At 60.1% G+C, this 18,598-nt stretch carries 14 protein-coding genes; 8 read left to right on the top strand and 6 right to left on the bottom strand.

All coding sequences use genetic code 11. The annotated features are described in order from the left end of the window. The first annotated feature begins 126 nt into the window (after positions 1-126). The 5 genes from H8L67_RS01980 to H8L67_RS01960 all read left to right on the top strand — a co-directional run bounded on the left by H8L67_RS01980 (position 127) and on the right by H8L67_RS01960 (position 8,091). On the top strand, positions 127-1,137 hold the full coding sequence (locus H8L67_RS01980) for a ligase-associated DNA damage response exonuclease (protein ID WP_220380123.1): 1,011 nt from the start codon (positions 127-129) through the stop codon (positions 1,135-1,137). Then, positions 1,137-2,741: an ATP-dependent DNA ligase gene (locus tag H8L67_RS01975; protein ID WP_220380122.1), complete on the top strand. Its 1,605-nt coding sequence runs from the start codon at positions 1,137-1,139 to the stop codon at positions 2,739-2,741. Before H8L67_RS01980 ends, H8L67_RS01975 begins: the two co-directional genes overlap by 1 nt. Further along, entirely contained in the window at positions 2,738-5,197 is a 2,460-nt protein-coding gene (locus tag H8L67_RS01970; protein WP_220380121.1) for a ligase-associated DNA damage response DEXH box helicase, read from the top strand. The genes H8L67_RS01975 and H8L67_RS01970 overlap by 4 nt, the downstream gene beginning before the upstream one ends. Further along, on the top strand, positions 5,190-5,837 hold the full coding sequence (gene pdeM / locus H8L67_RS01965; RefSeq protein ID WP_255556004.1) for a ligase-associated DNA damage response endonuclease PdeM: 648 nt from the start codon (positions 5,190-5,192) through the stop codon (positions 5,835-5,837). Before H8L67_RS01970 ends, pdeM begins: the two co-directional genes overlap by 8 nt. Positions 5,838-5,988: 151 nt before the next feature. After that, positions 5,989-8,091, top strand: a complete 2,103-nt coding sequence (locus H8L67_RS01960; RefSeq protein WP_220380120.1) for a catalase — start codon at positions 5,989-5,991, stop codon at positions 8,089-8,091. A gap of 499 nt (positions 8,092-8,590) precedes the next feature. On the opposite strand, the gene rpoD is transcribed toward H8L67_RS01960, so the two are convergent. Both rpoD and dtd read right to left on the bottom strand, forming a co-directional pair. Further along, positions 8,591-10,450, bottom strand: coding sequence for an RNA polymerase sigma factor RpoD (gene rpoD, locus H8L67_RS01955; RefSeq protein ID WP_220380119.1), 1,860 nt, complete (start codon positions 10,448-10,450; stop codon positions 8,591-8,593). A 63-nt stretch (positions 10,451-10,513) separates the two neighbouring features. Then, positions 10,514-10,951 (bottom strand): D-aminoacyl-tRNA deacylase, encoded by a 438-nt coding sequence (gene dtd, locus H8L67_RS01950; protein WP_220380118.1) that lies wholly within the window; start codon positions 10,949-10,951, stop codon positions 10,514-10,516. Between the two features lie 48 nt (positions 10,952-10,999). Between dtd and H8L67_RS01945 the strand changes: the two genes are divergently transcribed. Further along, entirely contained in the window at positions 11,000-11,926 is a 927-nt protein-coding gene (locus tag H8L67_RS01945) for a lauroyl acyltransferase (RefSeq protein ID WP_220380117.1), read from the top strand. Beyond that, the gene (locus H8L67_RS01940) at positions 11,926-12,678 is read left to right on the top strand and encodes a glycosyltransferase family 2 protein (protein WP_220380116.1); all 753 of its coding nucleotides are present in this window, start codon (positions 11,926-11,928) and stop codon (positions 12,676-12,678) included. Before H8L67_RS01945 ends, H8L67_RS01940 begins: the two co-directional genes overlap by 1 nt. Before the next feature lie 104 nt (positions 12,679-12,782). Here the strand turns inward: H8L67_RS01940 and H8L67_RS01935 are convergent, their stop codons facing one another. The 4 genes from H8L67_RS01935 to def all read right to left on the bottom strand — a co-directional run bounded on the left by H8L67_RS01935 (position 12,783) and on the right by def (position 17,209). Next, positions 12,783-14,399 (bottom strand): ArnT family glycosyltransferase, encoded by a 1,617-nt coding sequence (locus H8L67_RS01935; protein WP_220380691.1) that lies wholly within the window; start codon positions 14,397-14,399, stop codon positions 12,783-12,785. A gap of 62 nt (positions 14,400-14,461) precedes the next feature. Further along, positions 14,462-15,763: a 16S rRNA (cytosine(967)-C(5))-methyltransferase RsmB gene (rsmB, locus tag H8L67_RS01930; RefSeq protein WP_220380115.1), complete on the bottom strand. Its 1,302-nt coding sequence runs from the start codon at positions 15,761-15,763 to the stop codon at positions 14,462-14,464. After that, entirely contained in the window at positions 15,760-16,689 is a 930-nt protein-coding gene (gene fmt / locus H8L67_RS01925) for a methionyl-tRNA formyltransferase (protein ID WP_220380690.1), read from the bottom strand. Before fmt ends, rsmB begins: the two co-directional genes overlap by 4 nt. Positions 16,690-16,696: 7 nt before the next feature. Further along, complete coding sequence (gene def / locus H8L67_RS01920; RefSeq protein ID WP_220380114.1) at positions 16,697-17,209, bottom strand: peptide deformylase; 513 nt, start codon at positions 17,207-17,209, stop codon at positions 16,697-16,699. Between the two features lie 158 nt (positions 17,210-17,367). On the opposite strand from def, the gene H8L67_RS01915 reads away from it, so the two are divergent. Continuing rightward, positions 17,368-18,540: a LysM peptidoglycan-binding domain-containing protein gene (locus H8L67_RS01915; protein ID WP_434063420.1), complete on the top strand. Its 1,173-nt coding sequence runs from the start codon at positions 17,368-17,370 to the stop codon at positions 18,538-18,540. Positions 18,541-18,598 lie beyond the last annotated feature (58 nt).

The raw sequence follows: 18,598 nt of genomic DNA, 5'->3' as shown, positions 1-18,598 counted from the left end.
ACTTGAAGCTTTGTGCGGCAGACGTGAACTTGCTAAATCGGTGTTTCACAATCCGAACTGCGTCACGCATTTGCGACTTTGCACTCGGCAAGCTGTCGCGGAACGACGTGCACGGCGAACAACCCGGTGGCGGACAAAAAACACAATGAAGACCTGGTGGTGTTGCGGCCCGAGGGGCTGTATTGCCCCGCGGGCGACTTCCACATCGACCCGTGGAAACCAGTGCGACGCGCCGTCATCACCCACGGGCATGGCGACCACGCGCGCCGCGGAATGGGGTGTTACTTCACGACACGCGCGTCGTTGCCGATCTTGCACTGGCGTTTGGGGGCGGATCAAAACTACACCGTCAACGAGTACGGCGAACCCTTCACGCTCGGAAATGCGCGCGTGTCCTTGCATCCGGCCGGGCACGTGTTGGGTTCGGCCCAAGTTCGCATTGAAGTCGGCGAACGTGTTTGGGTGGCCAGCGGCGACTACAAACGACAGCCCGACCCGACCTGCGTGCCATTCGAGGTAATCGCCTGCGACACTTTCATTACCGAAGCCACGTTCGGGCTACCGATTTATCGTTGGCCGGAAACGCGAGCGGTGGTCCAGGAAATTTCCGCCTGGCGGAAAGACTGCGCCGCGAAAGACCAAGCGGCCGTGCTGTATTGCTACGCGCTCGGCAAGGCGCAACGCGTACTGGCGGAACTGTTGAGCGTCGACAACGAACCCGTCTGGCTGCATGGCGCCGTGGACACCGGTGTAGCGGTATATCGCAGCGCGGGCATCGACATGGTTGAAACGCATCCCGTGGCTGAGGCGGAAAAACATTTTGATTTCGCCGGCAAGCTCATCATTGCACCCCCGTCTGCCGCCGGCAGTCCTTGGCTACGACGATTCAAACGCGCACAGCACGGATTTGCATCGGGCTGGATGCGGGTGCGCGGCAATCGCCGTCGAGGGAACTACGATCGCGGTTTCATCTTGTCGGACCACGCGGATTGGCCCGACCTGCTGCGGACGGTGAAAGAAACCGGTGCCCGCGAAGTGATTGCGACCCATGGCAACACCGATGCTTTGGTCAGCGTGCTGAACGCATCCGGCATTCACACACGGATTTTCGACACCGATTTCGGCGGAGACGACTGATGCGCCTCTTCGCCGAACTCTACCAACAACTCGACCGGCTCACTGCCACCAACGAGAAACGCGCAGCGCTGTCGGCTTACTTTCGACACGCCGCACCGGAAGACGCGGCTTGGGCAATCCACCTACTCTCCGGGGGCAAGATTGGCGGTGCGCGCGCGCGGATTGCCAGCAGCGGGGAGTTGCGCGAGTGGATTTCGGAAGAAAGCGCAACGCCCGCTTGGCTGGTCGAAGCGTCTTACAATCAGGTGGGCGATTTGGCCGAAACATTGGCTTTGCTACTCGACGACCCGGCGACGCGAACGTCGGACGTCGCGCTCTCGTTCTGGATCGAGAACGTACTGGCGCAAGTCGCCAACGCAGAAGTGGCGGTGCGACGGGATGTGGTGGTGGGCGCGTGGCGCGAACTGCCCTACTGGCAGCGCCTGGTGTTCAACAAACTGCTCACCGGCGCTTTGCGCATCGGTGTTTCGCAAGGTTTGGTGCAGCAGGCATTGGCAGAAGTATCCGGCTTGGACATTTCCGTCATCGCGCAGCGGATGCTGGGCGAGTGGCGACCGTCGGCACAGGCGTATTTGTCGTTACTGTCACATGACCCCCAGCCGGGTGATGCGGCCTCACCGTACCCGTTCTATCTGGCTTCGCCTTTGGAGTCTTCGCCCGAGTCGCTGGGGTCGGTGGATGATTGGCTGCTTGAGTGGAAGTGGGATGGAATTCGTGCGCAGCTGATTCGGCGTGGCACGGAAGCTGCGATTTGGTCGCGCGGAGAGGAGCGAATGGACGGCCGTTTCCCTGAAGTGGAACGAGCGCTTCGGTCGTTGCCGGAAGACGCGGTGCTGGATGGCGAACTGCTGGCGTGGAATTCGGCGGACGCATCGCCCATGCCGTTCACGGCTTTGCAAAAGAGAATCCAGCGGCGCAAACCCGGCGCCAAGAGTTTGGCGGAGGCACCGGTTCGCGTGTTGGCCTACGACTTGCTGGAACACGCGGGGGAAGACCTGCGCGAATGGCCACTGTCGGCGCGACGCGCGCGCTTGCAGCAGGTTATTGAAGCGCTCGGTTCCGACGCCATTGAAGTATCGCCACGGATTGAAGTGGCGAATTGGGTGGACGCCGCCCGTTTGCGAGAAGAATCCAGAGCGCGCGGCGTCGAAGGCTTCATGCTGAAGCGGCTGGATGCCAGTTACAAGTTCGGTCGCAAGCGGGGCGATTGGTGGAAATGGAAAGTCGACCCGCTGACCATTGACGCGGTGTTGATCTATGCGCAGGCCGGGCATGGACGCCGCAGCAGTCTGTACACCGATTACACCTTTGCATTATGGGAAGGCGACGCCTTGTTACCGGTGGCCAAGGCTTACTCCGGACTCACGGATGCGGAGATCCTCCGGCTGGACAAATGGATTCGTGCGAACACCACGGAACGTTTCGGACCCGTGCGCGCCGTCAAACCCTTCCAAGTCTTCGAGCTCGGTTTCGAAGGCGTCAACATGTCTTCGCGTCACAAGTCCGGCATCGCGGTGCGATTCCCGCGCATTTTGCGTTGGCGCGAAGACAAGCGCGCGCAAGACGCCGACCGGCTCGAATCCTTGAAGGCGCTGGCGCGATGACCGCCTCGCAGCGGCACGCGCTGGCCCAATGGTTCGAATCGCAAGGTTGGCGCCCTGCACCGTTCCAGCGGGACGTTTGGCGCCGGTATCTCGCCGGCGAATCCGGTTTACTGGTGACCCCCACGGGCAGCGGAAAAACCCTCGCGGCATTCGGCGGGCCGCTGCTTGACGCATTGAGAAACCCGACGCCCCCTGCGAAACCCATATCACGCGGCTCGGCGAAGCCGGCGCGGACACGTGTGCTTTGGGTGACGCCGTTGCGCGCCCTGGCCAACGACACGGTGCGCGCTTTGTCTGCACCGATTGAGGCCTTGCGGTTGGATTGGGCGGTGGCAAAACGCACGGGCGATGCCAAGTCGCGCGACAAACGCTTGGTGCGAACAGGGCAGGCGGAGGTCGTAGTGATAACGCCAGAATCGCTGGCCTTGCACCTGTCTTACCCGGACGCAGATCAGACGCTGGCCAAACTGGAAGCGATCATCGTCGATGAGTGGCACGAGCTTCTGGGCAATAAACGCGGCGTACTGTTGCAACTGTGCTTGGCGCGCTTGCGCAAATGGAACCCACAGGTGCGCACGTGGGGCCTGTCGGCCACGCTTGGCAATCTGGAAGAAGCGGCGCAGGTGTTGCTGCCACATCGCCCGGACAGTGCCATCATCACTGCGGCGCGGCCTCGCACGGTTACGCTGGAAACCTTGCTGCCCGCAGAAGCCGAGCGGTTCCCTTGGGCCGGCCATCTCGGTCTATCGCAATTGGCACGGGTGCACGAGAAAATTTCCGCGGTCGGCACATCCATCATTTTTACCAACACGCGTTCGCAAGCAGAGCTATGGCACAAGGCGCTGCAAGCGAGTTGGTTGGGCGCGCCCGAAGCGATCGCCTTGCACCACGGTTCGTTGGACGCCGCGCTACGTCTTGACGTTGAGCACCGATTGAGCAAGGGGACATTACGTTGCGTGGTCGCCACATCGAGCCTGGATTTGGGCGTCGACTTTCCGGCGGTCGACCAGGTCTTTCAGATTGGCAGCCCGAAAGGTTTAGCCCGTTTGCTGCAGCGGGCAGGGCGCTCGAAGCATCGACCGGGCGAAGCGGGCCACGTGATTTGCGTGCCATCGCATGCGCTTGAAATCACCGAATACGCCGCTGCGCGAGAGGCGTTGAAAACCGGCCGGGTGGAATCACGGGAACCGCCAGTGCTCTCGTTGGATGTGCTTGCCCAACACGCCGTCACTGTCGCCTTGGGCGGTGGCTTCGACGCCGATGAGTTGTTGGCGGAAGTGCGTACGACCCACGCGTTCGCAGACTTGAGCGATGCGCAGTGGCACGCCGTGTTGAATTTCATTGTCCGCGGTGGTGAAGCGTTGGAACACTATCCGGAATTTCGTCGGGTGGAAGTGGTGGACGGCCGCTACACGGTAAGGGATAGAAAAATCGCCCTGAGGCAGCGCTTGTCGATTGGCACTATCGCAAGCGATGCACAGGTGAGCATCAAAATGATGCGTGGCGGACATCTGGGCACAATGGAGGAAAGCTTCGCGGGGCGTTTGCGGCCCCGACAAATTTTTCAATTCGCCGGGCGCAGTTTGGAATTCGTGCGCATAGAGGGCATGACCGCCTATGTCCGGCCAGCGAAGAAGCAAACCGATGCGGTCCCGCGTTGGATGGGCAGCAAAATGCCAATGTCATCAGAACTCGCCCATGCAATGGAGGTGATTTTGGCAAAGGCACCTGCATCTGCGGAAATGCGTGCCTCGCGTCGCCTGATTGCCACGCAAGCCCGGCTTTCCGACGTGCCGGCACCCGATCTGTTGTTAGTCGAACGCCACAAGACCCGGCAAGGGTTCCACTTTGTGTTGTTTCCGTTCGCCGGGCGAGCCGTGCACGAAGGCTTGGCCGCATTGTTGGCACTGCGCTTGGGCCGGCACACGCCCAACTCGTTCGAATTCGCGGTCAACGACTACGGATTGATGTTGAGCAGCGACAAACCGATAACGGCAGATGCCGAGTTGTTGCGGGAAATCTTGCGGGAAGACCATTTGTTGCAGGATTTGCGCGAAAGCTTGAACCTCGCAGAAATGGCCCGCCGCCAGTTCAGGGAAATCGCTCGGGTGGCGGGCCTGCTGCCGCCCAATGTGCCGGGGAAATCCGCACGCAGCATGCGCCAACTGCAAGCGTCGGCCGGTTTGATTTTCGACGTGCTCAAGCAGTATGACCCGGGGCATATGTTGTTGGCTTTGGCCGAGCGCGAAGTTTTGGAGCAGCAGTTGGAGTTTCGCGCATTGCGCACTTGTCTCGCTGACTGCGCTGCGCGTCAGATCCGGTTGCATGAACCGCCGTCACTGACGCCGTTCGCATTTCCACTCTGGGCCGAGTTCGCGCGCGGCAGACTCAGTACCGAGGATTGGAAAACCCGCGTGGAACGTGCCGCCGCCAAGCTTGAGCTCCGCCATGACTGAATCGATGGCCGTCGATATCGCAGGCGAGTCGATGCAACTGTTGTCAGATCGCGCATTGTTTTGGCCCGCGCAAAACCGGCTGCTGATCGCCGATTTGCATTTGGGCAAAGGCAACACGTTTCGCGAATGGGGCATCGGCATTCCCACCGGCGGCACCGCGCATGATCTCAATCGATTGACGGCGCTGCTTGCCCACACGCAAGCGAAGTCCCTTTGGATCTTGGGTGACATGCTTCATGCGAATCACCACGACGCGGTGGATGCGCAATGGGCCCGATTCCGTTCCCAACATGCGTCGGTCGATTTCGCCGTGCTGCCGGGCAACCACGACAGGCACTTGGATGCCGGAAAACTGGGTATAAAGCAGCTTCACGATGGCACGCGAGACGGACCCTTTATCTTCAGGCATGCGCCGCAACCCGCTCAGACCGACAACGCACACGAGCTGGCCGGGCATATTCACCCCGTCGTTCGCCTGCCCGGCGTGGGTCTTACGCCGGTGTTCTGGTTGCGCGCGCAGCGCACGGTGTTGCCTGCGTTTTCCGCCTTCACCGGCGGCTACGTGATGCCATTGCGCGAAACCGGGTTTTGCGTGGCATGTAACGGCAGCTCGCTTGTGTCGTTGAAGAGAAGATTTTGACCAAACTTCAACGCGAAACCATCGCGGATTCCATCAAACTCGCTGCTCCGGACGCTATCTCGCACCTGCGCATTCATCGGCGATAACGTCGAAATCGTCACATTGATTGCTCTAGCCTGCTTGTCTGATCCCCCACAAGCTGGAGAAAGACATGGCCGTCAAAAAAAAGAAAGCTTCCGCTCCCTCCAAGCGTAAAATGCAGTCCGGGTCCGGCGGCGAAACCCATCAATCCGCCACCGCAGATACCGGCGTGATGACCACCGCGCAAGGCATACCGGTCAGCGACAACCAGAATTCACTGCGCGCACATTCGCGCGGCCCGACCTTGCTGGAAGATTTCATTCTTCGCGAAAAGATCACCCATTTCGACCATGAACGCATTCCCGATCGCGTGGTGCATGCGCGCGGTTCTGCCGCGCACGGCTATTTCGAATTGACGCGTTCGCTGTCGAAATACACGACCGCGAAATTGTTCACCGACACGAAGGCACGCACCCCGGTGTTTGCGCGCTTCTCTACCGTGGCCGGCGGGGCCGGCAGCGTTGATACACCGCGTGACGTGCGCGGATTCGCAGTGAAGTTTTATACGCAGGAAGGCAACTACGATCTGGTGGGCAACAATCTGCCGGTTTTCGCCATCCAAGACGCCATGAAATTTCCCGACTTCATCCACGCGGTGAAGATGGAGCCTGACCGCGGGTTCCCGCAGGCGGCCAGTGCGCACGATACCTTCTGGGATTTCGTGTCGCTTTCGCCGGAAACGCTGCACATGGTGACTTGGGCGATGAGCGACCGCGGCATTCCGCGCAGCTTGCGCATGATAGAAGGCTTCGGCATCCACAGCTTTCGCCTGATCAATGCGAAGGGTGAATCGACTTTCGCCCGGTTCCACTGGCGTCCCAAGTTGGGTCTGCAGTCCACCGTGTGGGACGAAGCCGTGAAGCTGCAAGCCGCGGACAACGATTTCCACCGCCGCGACTTGTTTGAGGCGATCGACAAAGGGGACTTCCCGGAATGGGAATTTGCCGTGCAGTTGTTCACTGAAGCGGAAGCCGAGGCCTTCCCGTTTGACCACTTGGATGCGACCAAATTGATTCCGGAAGAATTGGTGCCGCTGACGGTGATCGGTCGGATGGTGCTGGACCGCAACCCCGACAATCATTTCGCCGAGAATGACCAAGTCGCGTTCTGCCCGGCGAACATGATCCCGGGTATCGATTTTTCCAACGACCCTTTGTTGCAAGGCCGGTTGTTCTCGTATCTGGACACGCAACTCTCACGCCTGGGCGGCACAAACTTCACGCAGATTCCCATCAATGCGCCCAAGTGCCCTTTCGCCAACCATCAACGCGACGCGCACATGCAGATGCAGGTGCCCAAAGGGCGCGTCGCTTATGAACCGGCCTCGCTGGATCGCGACGGTTCAACACCGAATGGCCGCGAAACCTCAAACGGCTTCCGCAGTTTTTCCGAGACAGCACCCAAAGGCGAAGGCAAGGGCCGGGTTCGTGCGGAAACCTTTGCGGATCATTACAGTCAACCGCGCATGTTCTTCCGCAGCCAATCGCCGCTGGAGCAAGCCCACATCGCCTCGGCGTTCGTGTTTGAGCTGTCCAAGGTCGACGACGACGTCGTGCGGGAGCGCACCGTCTCACAGTTGCGAAACATCGATGAATCGCTGGCCCAGCGCGTGGCCGATGGGCTTGGCATGACAGCACTTCCGGACGCGGCACCGAAGGCAGCCCCGGTGCAGGACCTGCCGCTCTCACCGGCGACGACGCTGATTCCGCGCATGAAGCCGACGTTGGCCGGGCGCTGCGTCGGGATTCTGGTGTCGGACGGCAGCGACGCAAAAGCGGTCGACGCGGTTCGCAAGGCCGTCGAGGACGCCGGCGCCACGGTGAAGTTGGTGGCACCGAAACGCCTAGTGACACTCAAGGGCCGCAAGCCGCAGAAAGCAGACGGCCAATTGGCCGGCACCCCTTCCGTGTTGTTCGACGCAGTGGCCTGTGTGCTGACGCCGGAAGACGCCGCACGCTTGGCCAATGAGGCCGCATGCATCGACTGGTTCCGTGATGCATTCGGCCACCTGAAGGCCATTGCCGCATGCGGTGGGACGCGCAAGCACATCCTGCCGGTGGCCGGGATCGAGCCGGATGCAGGCGTGATGGATATTGCCGAAGTGGACGCGTTTCTGAAGCAGGCGAAGACGCGACAGTGGGATCGCGAACCGACGCTGCGCACGTTGGCGTGAGTAATGCAAGGCCGGCACGGCGTGTGCCGGCCTTGGGTTCTAGGGCCGAGCCAATCGCTATTTAGAGTTTGGTGGGCCCACCAGGACTCGAACCTGGAACCAAAGGATTCGCCTATTCCCACGATTTCCCGCAGGGACGGACTATCTCTTCACCCGCTGCCTCGGGCAGGTAGGGTGCGGGACGCTCTAGCCTGTTATGAAGGGCACTTCAGCCCTCAGGTAGTCTCTGCACCTTCCGGTGGTGTACCACCGGCTTGGCTCAGGGTTCCCACCGGCCGCTTGCGCGCCGCTGAGGGTTCCTTGAATTCATCCCGTTCCCGTCCACGTGTTTCCACGTGGCGGCACCTTTCGATGAGTCCTCTGCTCTAACCATTGAGCTATAGGCCCGAGCGGTCATTCTATCAGCAGCGAACGGGCAAGTTCCGGCCAACCCACCCCAAACAAAAAGCGCGGGCCCTTTCGGTGCCCGCGCCTGTGTTCTTGGAATCCGACGAGCGTCTTATTCGACGTCGAGGAAACTCCGCAAGGTTTCCGAACGGCTCGGGTGACGCAATTTGCGCAACGCCTTCGCCTCTATTTGACGGATGCGTTCGCGGGTGACGTCGAATTGCTTGCCGACTTCTTCCAACGTGTGGTCGGTATTCATATCGATGCCGAAACGCATGCGCAGCACCTTGGCTTCACGCGGGGTGAGGCCGGCCAACACGTCGCGCACGGTTTCCACCAGGCTGATATTGGTGGTGGCTTCGATCGGCGACTCGGCGTTGGAGTCTTCGATGAAGTCGCCCAGATGCGAATCTTCGTCGTCACCGATCGGGGTTTCCATCGAGATCGGTTCTTTGGCGATCTTCATCACCTTGCGGATCTTGTCTTCCGGCATCTCCATTTCTTTGGCCAGTTCTTCCGGCGTCGGCTCGCGACCGAACTGCTGCAGCATTTGGCGGGAAATGCGGTTCAACTTGTTGATCGTTTCGATCATGTGCACCGGAATACGGATGGTGCGCGCTTGGTCGGCGATCGAACGGGTGATGGCCTGACGAATCCACCAAGTGGCATAGGTCGAGAACTTGAAGCCGCGACGGTGTTCGAACTTGTCGACCGCCTTCATCAAACCGATGTTGCCTTCCTGGATCAAGTCGAGGAATTGCAGACCGCGGTTGGTGTACTTCTTGGCGATCGAGATCACCAAACGCAAGTTGGCTTCGACCATTTCCCGCTTGGCTTCGCGTGCCATGCGTTCGCCTTCGTCCAGCATGCGTTCGATTTTGCGCATGTCGGCGACGGTCACCATGACAGCTTTTTCAAGCTCGATGGCCGAGTCTTGTTGGGCGATGATTTGATCACGCACTTCGCGCAGCTCGGAGCCCCACTTCTGCTTGCGCTTGAGCATTTCATCAACCCAATCGAGATTGGTGATGTTGCCTTCGAAGCTGCGGATGAAGTCTTTGCGCGGCATCTTCGCGCGGACGATGGAGAAATGCGCAATGCGACGTTCGCGTTCACGGATGGTGTCCATCGAGTCGCGCAGCAAGGTCACCAAGGACTCCAGCATCGGCAGCGGCAGACGGAACGCCGAGAATACTTCGGCCATCTCTTCGCGCAGCTTCAGCACGCTCTTGTGCGTCGGGCCATGCTTGGCATACGCCTTTTCGAATTTGCCGTACAGGTCTTCCAGAACTTCCATGCGCGCGCGCACTTCCTCCGGATTCGGACCGGTGGGTGCCGGATCGTCTTCGGCGGTGTCATCGTCGTCGGTGTCTTCGTCGTCGACCGCAACGTCCATGGCCGCCAGCGCGTCTTCGTTTTCGATCTCTTCTTCGGGCTCGGCGTTTTCTTCGTGGAAACCGAGCACCATTTCAGCGAGACGCTTCTTGCCGGCCTTCACTTGCGCGTAGTCTTCAAGCACTTGCTTGTTGACGAGCGGGAAGCTGGCGAGCGCCAACAGCATTTGGTACAGGCCGTGCTCGATGCGTTTCGCGATGGCAATTTCGCCTTCGCGCGTCAGCAGTTCAACGGTACCCATTTCGCGCATGTACATGCGCACCGGGTCAGTGGTACGACCGGTTTCGGTATCGAGCGACGACAATGCAGCAGCCGCTTCTTCCGCCGCCGTATCATCGACATCGCGACCGCCGGTGGTTTGGCCCGCCAACAAAAGGGTTTCGGCATCGGGCGCGGATTCGAGCACGTCAATGCCCATACCGGTCATCAAACCGATGATGTCTTCGAGCTGTTCCGGGTCGACCACGTCATCCGGCAGATGGTCGTTGACTTCGGCGTAGGTCAGATAGCCTTGTTCCAGGCCTTTGCTGATCAGTTGCTTGATTTCGGATTGCTGAACTTGACGCTCGTTGGCCATGTGCGGCACACACCAGATACAGAGAGTGAACCCCTAATTATACTGCGCTGGAGGCCTGTTTTCCTAGGTCTGTAGCAGGAAGGTGACGGGGCCGTCATTCACCAGCCTGACTTCCATATGGGCACGAAAGCGCCCAGTTTCCACCCCTGCGTGCCGATTTCTGCACATTTCCACGAACTGCTCGAACAACGGTTCAGCGATAGCCGGGGAAGCGGCGCTGGAGAAGCTCGGCCGCAGACCACTGCCGGTGTCGGCCGCCAAGGTGAACTGACTTACGAGCAGCAGACCGCCGCCCACATCGCGCAGCGATAGGTTCATTTTGCCGTCTTTATCGCCGAAGATGCGGTAATTAAGTAGCTTTTCCGCCATCTTCTCGAGCTTTTGCGGGCTATCGTCGGGCTGCGCGGCAACCAGTGCCAAGATGCCCGAACCGATCTTGCCGGTGGTCTCGCCGTGGACAGTGACCTCGGCTTCGGTCACGCGTTGAATGAGCACGATCATGGCCAAATCATAAGGCAGCACGCTGGCCTGCCCTTTAGACTGACGACTGTGAATACGCCGCTTGCCGCCCGCGCCCTCTATGCCCTGTCCTGGATTCTGGGTCGACTGCCTGTCCGGCTGGCACAGGCTCTGGGCGATGCGATGGGCTGGCTGTGGCGGCAGATGGATGCCCGTGAGGCACGAATTGCGCGCCGGAATTTGGCACTCATCCGGCCCGGAGAGTCAGAGGTCGCTCGCGAAGCGCAGACCCGCGCCATCCTACGGACCACCGGGCGTCAATTCTTGGAAACCCTGCGCTTTTGGACGCATCCGCCCGAGCAAAACTTGCGGATGTTGAAAGTCGATGACGCCGCCCGGCAAACATTTACCGACGCGATCGCCCAAGGTCGCGGCGTGATTGTGTCTGCGCCGCATTACGGCAATTGGGAACTGCTGAACCAATGGTTGGCCGACACCACAGATCTCGCCATTCTGTATCGTCCACCGGAGTCGGCGGTTGGCGAGGCGTACTTGCGCTTGGTTCGGCACAGCACACGGCACGAGGTAAGTCAGGTGCGCGCGGGGGGTGCCGGGCTGCGAACGCTCATTCGCACCTTGCAAAGCGGTGGCGTGGTCGGGATTTTGCCCGACCAGCAACCCGGCGATGTGCGCGATGGTGTGTTTGCACCGTTCTTCGGCAGACCGGCGTTGACCATGACCTTGTTGAATCGTTTGGCCAACAAGACCGGTGCGATGGTGCTGCATGCATGGTGCGAACGCGCGGCGGATGGCCGTCATTTCACGCTACATATCGAGCCCGCGAATGACGCCGTGGCCGATGCCGATGCGTTGATTGCTGCCACGGCGTTGAATGCCGATATCGAACGTATCGCGTCACGCGACCCGGCGCAATATCAGTGGACGTATAAGCGCTTCACGATGACGCCGCCCGGCACCGTGCCACCCAATCCCTATCGCGATCTGGAAACGCATTGATGCAAAAGCTGCCGATCAGCGGCGTGGTGATCGCCTTCAACGAAGCGGACCGTATTGCGCGTTGCGTTGCGAGTCTGGCGCCGCTGTGTGACGAAGTGATCGTGATGGATTCCGGCAGTACCGACGACACCGCCCGCATCGCCACCGATAACGGTGCACGGGTGGTGCAACAGGCATGGCTGGGTTTTTCTGCGCAGAAGAATGCAGTGATCAGTGCCGCACGCAACGAGTGGGTGTTGTTACTGGATTCGGACGAATGGCTGGATGACGCGGCCGGTGGAAAAATCGCGCAGTTGTTGGCCGGCGGCGAAATGGAATCGGCGGATGTTTGGACCTTGCTGCGACGCACGCACTATCTCGGCACAGCGTTGAATCACGGCGGATGGGGCAAGGAAAAAGTCGAACGTCTTTTCAGGCGCGACTTGCGCTACAAGCAAGCGGATGTACATGAAGCGCTGGACACAAGAGGCAAGCGCGTCAAGGCGTTGGATGCACGCATCGAACATGACACGGCGCGCAGCGATGCGGAGTATGCGCAGAAGTTGGATCGCTATGCGGTGCTGTGGGCGAAGCAGAAGCATGCGGCCGGGCGTTCGGCCAATGCGCTGTCTGGACCGCTGCATGCATTTGCTTATTGGTTGAAGAATTATGTGTTGCGCGGCGGTTTCTTGGATGGCGGCCGGGCGCATCGGTATCACTGGCTGCATACGAGATATGTCTATGGGAAGTATGTGTTGTTGGCTGGGATGTGAGTTGGGGCGAAGAGGGCCTCACCCGCCCCCTTCGGGGGCACCCTCTCCATCGGAGATGGAGAGGGGAAGCTCTCCCTTCTCCACGCAGTGGAGAAGGGAGATTGTCAGGGGCAGGATTGGACGGCGTCACCGCGCACCAGCCACCATCCCCGGCGGTTGGCGTTTTGCAGCGCCATGCGTGACGATGCCGGGATGCAGTCGGGGGTGGAGATGTCTTGCATCAACAGCCAACGTTGCGCCGGCTTTTGCTTTGCCCATGCAATCCCTTTGGCCGCTTGATCCAACGCTTTTTCCGCGTCCGGTGTAAATCCGAAAGTTTCCGCGGGCCGCGTTGCCATCAACAAGTTTTGCTCTTTCCAGCCGACCAATCCGAGCTCAGCCTGCGGCCCGATGCGGCGGGAGACTTCCTGCATCAAACCGCGTGATGAAGACGAGTCGTTGAGAATCGGATAGCCGATCGCGCCGAACAACATCCAAATCCCGGCGAACACCCCGAAGACCGCCAACGCCGGACGGCGGCGAAGATGCAACGCGCACGCGAGCACGCCTGCCGCGCCCATCGCCAACAACATCCAGCCCAGACCATCGCCGGACGACAAGCCGCGATCGGCCATCAGTTTCAGTTCGAATTTTTGCGTCGAAAACGCCAGCAAAGCGCCGGCGACAATCAGCCCCGCAGTGAGCAATACCGCGAACAACGCGAGCAACCGTTGCAGCCAGGTTTTTTGCAGCAAGTCATCGGCCAACGGTGCAAGCGCGAGCGCAAACATCGGCAGCGCCGGCAAGATGTAGACATCGCGTTTGCCGGCCGGGATGCTGAAGAACACGATCATCAACACGATCCATGCCAGCGGCAGAATGAAACGCGCATCGCATGCTTTGATGCGCTCCCACCATTTCGGTAGAGCCCAGGGCAACGCCAAGCTCAGCGGCAACCACTGGGTCAGCACCACTTCGATGAAGTACCACCACGGCTGCACGTGATGCCATGACGCGGCGTAGCGCTTCGCTGTTTGCTTGAACAAAATATTGTTCATGTAAGCGGTGTATTCGGGCGTGTTGCGTGCCTGCACCGCCCACACCATCGGCACCAACCACAGCGCAATCGCAGCCAGAAACATGATTGGTCCCAACCAAAATTGCCATCGACGTGCATGCAGACGCACATGCCCGCCGCGCAAAGACAACACGATCGCCGGCAGCAACATCAACAACGCCACCGCGCCGACGCCTTTGGTAATCGTGCCGAGACCGGCGGCAGCCCAGCCGATCCACCACCAGCGCCAATTCGGCCCCAGCAAAAGATGCCGCAACAAGCCGTAGTTCGCCAAGGTGATGAGGAAAGTCACCAGCGGATCAATCTGTGCCTTTTTGGCTTGATAGGTGAACTGCATCGCCACCAGCAACAGCCAGCCCGCCCAGATGCCTGCTCTGCGATCCCACAGTCGTGTTGCGAGATCGCGTACCAAAGCGAGCGTGCCCAAGGCCGCGAGCAATGACGGCAGCAAGAAGGCAATGCGCATTTCGCCGGTGAGCTTGAGCAGGATCGCCTGCAGCCACATCAACATCGGCGGTTTGTCGGCGTAGAGTTCGTGACCGCGATGCGGAAACAACCAGTCGCCGCTTTCCACCATCTGCTTCGCCACCAAGGCGAAGCGCGGTTCGTCGGCCGGCCATGGGTCACGCAGCCCCAAGCCGACACCGATCATCAAGATCGCCATGCCCCAAAAAATCCAGGTCTCGCGTGTGCGGAGGTCTGTGTTTCGGGAATTGGCGAGTGTGTTCATCGGCAGGATTTTTCTATACGTGCGATGAAAAAGCCATCCATGCCGCGTTCGCCCGTCAATCGCTGCGAGCCGGCGCCTGTGTCGTGCCCGAACCGATGATCCAAGGGGCGAAGCTGCGCATCCGGCGTGCCGGATAAAAAAGCGCTGACTTGATCTTCGTTTTCTTCCGGCAAAATCGAGCAGGTGGCGTAGATCATCACCCCGCCCGGCTTGAGCACGCGCCACAAGTTGTCCATCAAGTTCGCCTGCAGAACGGTGAGCTCAGCAAGGTCGTGTTCACGACGATGCAACAGCACATCCGGTTGCCGGCGAACGATGCCGGTGGCTGAGCACGGCGCATCAATCACGATGACATCGAACAACGCGCCGTCCCACCAACTTTCGACGTCCAAGGCATTGGCCGCGCGCGTCTCGATGTTGAGATGCATCCGTTCGAAACTGTCCTGCATGCGCCGTACGCGCCGTGGATCAACATCCAAAGCAAGAAGCTTGGCGTCGGGCATCAACGTGTGAAGATGCGCCGCTTTGCCACCCGGCGCCGCGCAAGCGTCCAAAATGCGCAAGCCGGACGCGGGCGTCAGTGCCAGTGCAACATGTTGCGCACTGCCGTCTTGAACGGTCACAGCGCCGTTCTCGAAACCGGGAATGCGTGCCACCGGAATACTTTCGGCAACGCGCACTGCTTGCGGCAGCTCGGCATCCGTCTGCGCGTCGATGCCTTCCACGCGCAAATCATCCACCAGCGATTCAACCGACATCGTGTCGGCGTTGACGCGTAGCCAAAGCGGTGCCGGCAGCGCGCTCTGTTCGAAAATCGATTCGGCCTGTGCCGGCCATGCCGTTGCTACGCGCTCGCGCAACCACGCAGGCCAAGCCAGTGACGGGGCGCCGGGAATACCGTCGCGTTGCGCGCGCCTCAGCAAGGCATTCACCATGCCGGCATGTTTCGGTCGCTGAATGTGTCGCACCGCTTCGACGGTCGCATCCAGTGCTGCGTGCGCGGGCAACTTCATCGCATCCAATTGCGCAAAGCCGACATACAACAAACTGCGCAAAACCCCATCGCGCTCCGCGAGGGGTCGCGACATCCATTGTTCCAACGCGTCCGCATAGCGCGCATGCTGCCGCACGACGGCAAACACCATCGCCTCGACCAAAGCACGATCGCGTACATCTTTGAACTTCGGCAATACGGTGTTCATTGCCGCTTTCAGCGATGCGCCGCGATGCAAAATTTGATCTGCGACCTGCGCTGCGGCGACGCGGCTGGCGACACCCGGCTGACGGTCGTGATTCATTGCGGACTGGGCAATTGCAAATCGCGGCGCGCGTTGACGAAATCGGCCGCAGTAATCATCCGGCCTCCTTCACGCTGCAAGGTTCGGATGCGCAACGCGCCGTCGGCGCAGGCGATATCAATGCCGTGACGGTCTGCTTGCACAATCTCTCCCGGCGCAACGGCGCGCGCTAGCGGCACCGCAATGGCAGAGTGGATGCGTACGCGCTCGCCCGCGAGCATGGCGTCCGCCATCGGCCAAGGATTGAATGCACGCACCTTGTTCGCCAATGTCGTCGCGCTGGATTGCCAATCCAAACGCGCTTCGGCTTTGTCCAACTTGTGCGCGTAGGTCACGCCTTCTTCGGCTTGCACCACCGGCTGCAGACGCATGCCCATCGAGGTCAATGCCAAAGCATCGGACAAGGTGCGCGCGCCCAGCTCCGCCAAGCGGTCATGTAGCTCGCCACCGGTTTCATTCGCGCCGATCTCGGTCTCGTTCGACAACAACACCGGACCGGTGTCGAGACCCGCTTCCATTTGCATCAGGCACACACCGGTGCGCGTATCGCCTGCTTCAATCGCACGTTGAATCGGTGCGGCGCCGCGCCAGCGCGGCAGCATCGAGGCGTGCACATTCCAACAACCGCCACCCGGTATCTCCAACACCGATTTCGGCAAGATCAGCCCGTAAGCCACGACGATCATCAAATCCGGCTTCAAGGCGCGTAATGCATCCTTGGTAATTTGCGATTTCAGATTTTCCGGTTGGAACACCGGAATGCCGCGCAGCAAAGCTTCTTTCTTGACCGGCGACGGCATCAGCGCGCGACCGCGGCCCGCGGGTCGGTCCGGTTGGGTGTAAACGGCGATCACTTCGGCACGCGTGGCGGCTGCACGCAAACTCGGCACCGCGAAGTCCGGGGTGCCGGCAAACACAACACGCAGCGCCATATCAGGCCGCGTCTTTGGCGCGCTTGGCGAGCTTGCGTTTCACCATTTCGCGTTTGAGCGGCGAAAGATAGTCGACGAACAACTTGCCATCGAGATGATCCATTTCATGCTGGATGCACACCGCGAGCAAACCGTCGGCCTTCATTTCAAATGCCTGACCGTCGCGACCATGCGCACGCACCACGATTTCGTTAGCGCGGGTGACATCGGCAAAAATACCCGGCACCGACAAGCAGCCTTCTTGATACACCTGCTCGCCGTCTTTGGCGAGAATTTCCGGATTGATGAAGACCAGCGGCGCATCGTTCTCTTCGGAGACGTCAATCACCATGAAACGCTCGTGCACATCGACCTGGCTGGCGGCAAGACCGATACCCGGCGCGTCGTACATGGTTTCGAACATGTCATCGAGGCGGGTTTGGAATTCGGGGGTGGTGATGGCGTCAACCGCGACCGCGACGGCCTTGGTGCGCAGGCGCGCGTCAGGGAATTCAAGGATTGGCAGCAAGGCCATGGGTGTCTCCGGAGGTGCTCAATACGCGACCGTGCGTCGCGGAATTGATCCAAGTGTATCGAAATTGTGGTCAGAGGCTTGTCTAAACGTGAAGAATGTGATGTAAATGTAAGTCCTGATTGGGGAAATTAGAAAAGGGGAGTGTGCCCATGCACGGCATTCTCACGCGTTTGAAGACACCGGTGCGCGTGTGCGCGGCGGTTTTGGCCGTATCGCTTGCCACCGCCGGGCTCGCCGCAGTTGAACTGCGTGGCGACCATCCGGACACCTACGTGGTGAAAAAGGGCGATACCCTCTGGGATATTGCCGGACGCTTCCTGAAGCGGCCGTGGCTGTGGCCTGAAATCTGGCAAGCCAATCCGCAAGTCAAGAACCCGCATTTGATTTATCCGGGCGACGTCTTGAGCCTGGCCTACCTGAATCGCGTCGGCGTCCAAGCCGGTCCGCGCACGGGTAATGCCATCGGCGCCATTCCGTTATCGGAAATCGAGCCGTTCTTGAAAGACCTGCGGGTGATGGACGAAAGCTATCGCACCCTACCCTATGTGGTCGGTATCGAAGAAGACCAATTGCGCGGCGTGTCCGGCCAAGTGGTGTATGCGCGTGGCCTCGCATCAAGCGATGTCGGTCGCCGCTTCCAGATTCTGCGTCCCACCTATAAGTTCTCGCGTCTGGACCGCACCATGTGCTGCGATATCCATTGGCGCAAAGACCTCGACTTCCAAGGCAACGTGATTCCGGATGGCAAAACCTTCTGGACCAACGCGATCACGCCGGACAAGGGTCACGAACTGCTCGGCTATGAAATGCAAAAGGTCGGTGTGGCCACGATGACCCGTGGCGAAGTTGGCGGTATTGAAGCCTCGACCCTCCGTGTGGATGATCCGATCAAGGAAATCCGCGAAGGCGATCGCATCGTTCCGGTCGACGCACAGCCGTACGACTTGTACTTCATGCCCCATCCGCCGAAGCAAACCACCGAATACGGCCGTGGCCGCATCGTGGCCGTGGCAGACATGTTCTCCACTGGTGGCCCGCGTGACGTGATCGCCATTTCGCTCGGTGCGCAAGACGGTATCGATAACGGCACCGTGTTCTCGTTGTGGCGCGTCGGCGCCAACAAGGTGGACCGCGTGGCGGATCGCTATCACCGCGGCTTCCGCACAGAAGAATCCGTGTCGGACGGTGCCAAGGTCCGTTTGCCGGACGAGTTCGCCGGACATGCGATGGTGTTCCGCACCTTCGACAAAATGGCTTACGCATTGATCATGGACAGCATCAAACCCGCACGCGTGGGCTATGAGCTGAAACACCCGGACGCAGCCTACTGAGTTCGGACTCCACCGACAGCTGAAACAGACGGCGCCTTAGGGCGCCGTTTGCATTTAG

Source organism: Lysobacter soyae (assembly GCF_019551435.1).
Taxonomy (GTDB): Bacteria; Pseudomonadota; Gammaproteobacteria; order Xanthomonadales; family Xanthomonadaceae; genus Solilutibacter; species Solilutibacter soyae.
Note: the sequence above shows the minus strand (reverse complement) of the source record. Positions and strands in the feature narration are given on the sequence as shown.

Coding starts and splice junctions, on each gene's coding strand:
- dtd (WP_220380118.1), bottom strand. CDS start 10,951: ATGATCGTGCTCATTCAACGCGTGACCGAAGCCGAGGTCACTGTCCAC.
- H8L67_RS01935 (WP_220380691.1), bottom strand. CDS start 14,399: ATGGCGATCTTGATGATCGGTGTCGGCTTGGGGCTGCGTGACCCATGG.
- def (WP_220380114.1), bottom strand. CDS start 17,209: ATGGCCTTGCTGCCAATCCTTGAATTCCCTGACGCGCGCCTGCGCACC.
- rpoD (WP_220380119.1), bottom strand. CDS start 10,450: ATGGCCAACGAGCGTCAAGTTCAGCAATCCGAAATCAAGCAACTGATC.
- H8L67_RS01975 (WP_220380122.1), top strand. CDS start 1,137: ATGCGCCTCTTCGCCGAACTCTACCAACAACTCGACCGGCTCACTGCC.
- rsmB (WP_220380115.1), bottom strand. CDS start 15,763: ATGAATCACGACCGTCAGCCGGGTGTCGCCAGCCGCGTCGCCGCAGCG.
- H8L67_RS01940 (WP_220380116.1), top strand. CDS start 11,926: ATGCAAAAGCTGCCGATCAGCGGCGTGGTGATCGCCTTCAACGAAGCG.
- pdeM (WP_255556004.1), top strand. CDS start 5,190: ATGACTGAATCGATGGCCGTCGATATCGCAGGCGAGTCGATGCAACTG.
- H8L67_RS01960 (WP_220380120.1), top strand. CDS start 5,989: ATGGCCGTCAAAAAAAAGAAAGCTTCCGCTCCCTCCAAGCGTAAAATG.
- H8L67_RS01970 (WP_220380121.1), top strand. CDS start 2,738: ATGACCGCCTCGCAGCGGCACGCGCTGGCCCAATGGTTCGAATCGCAA.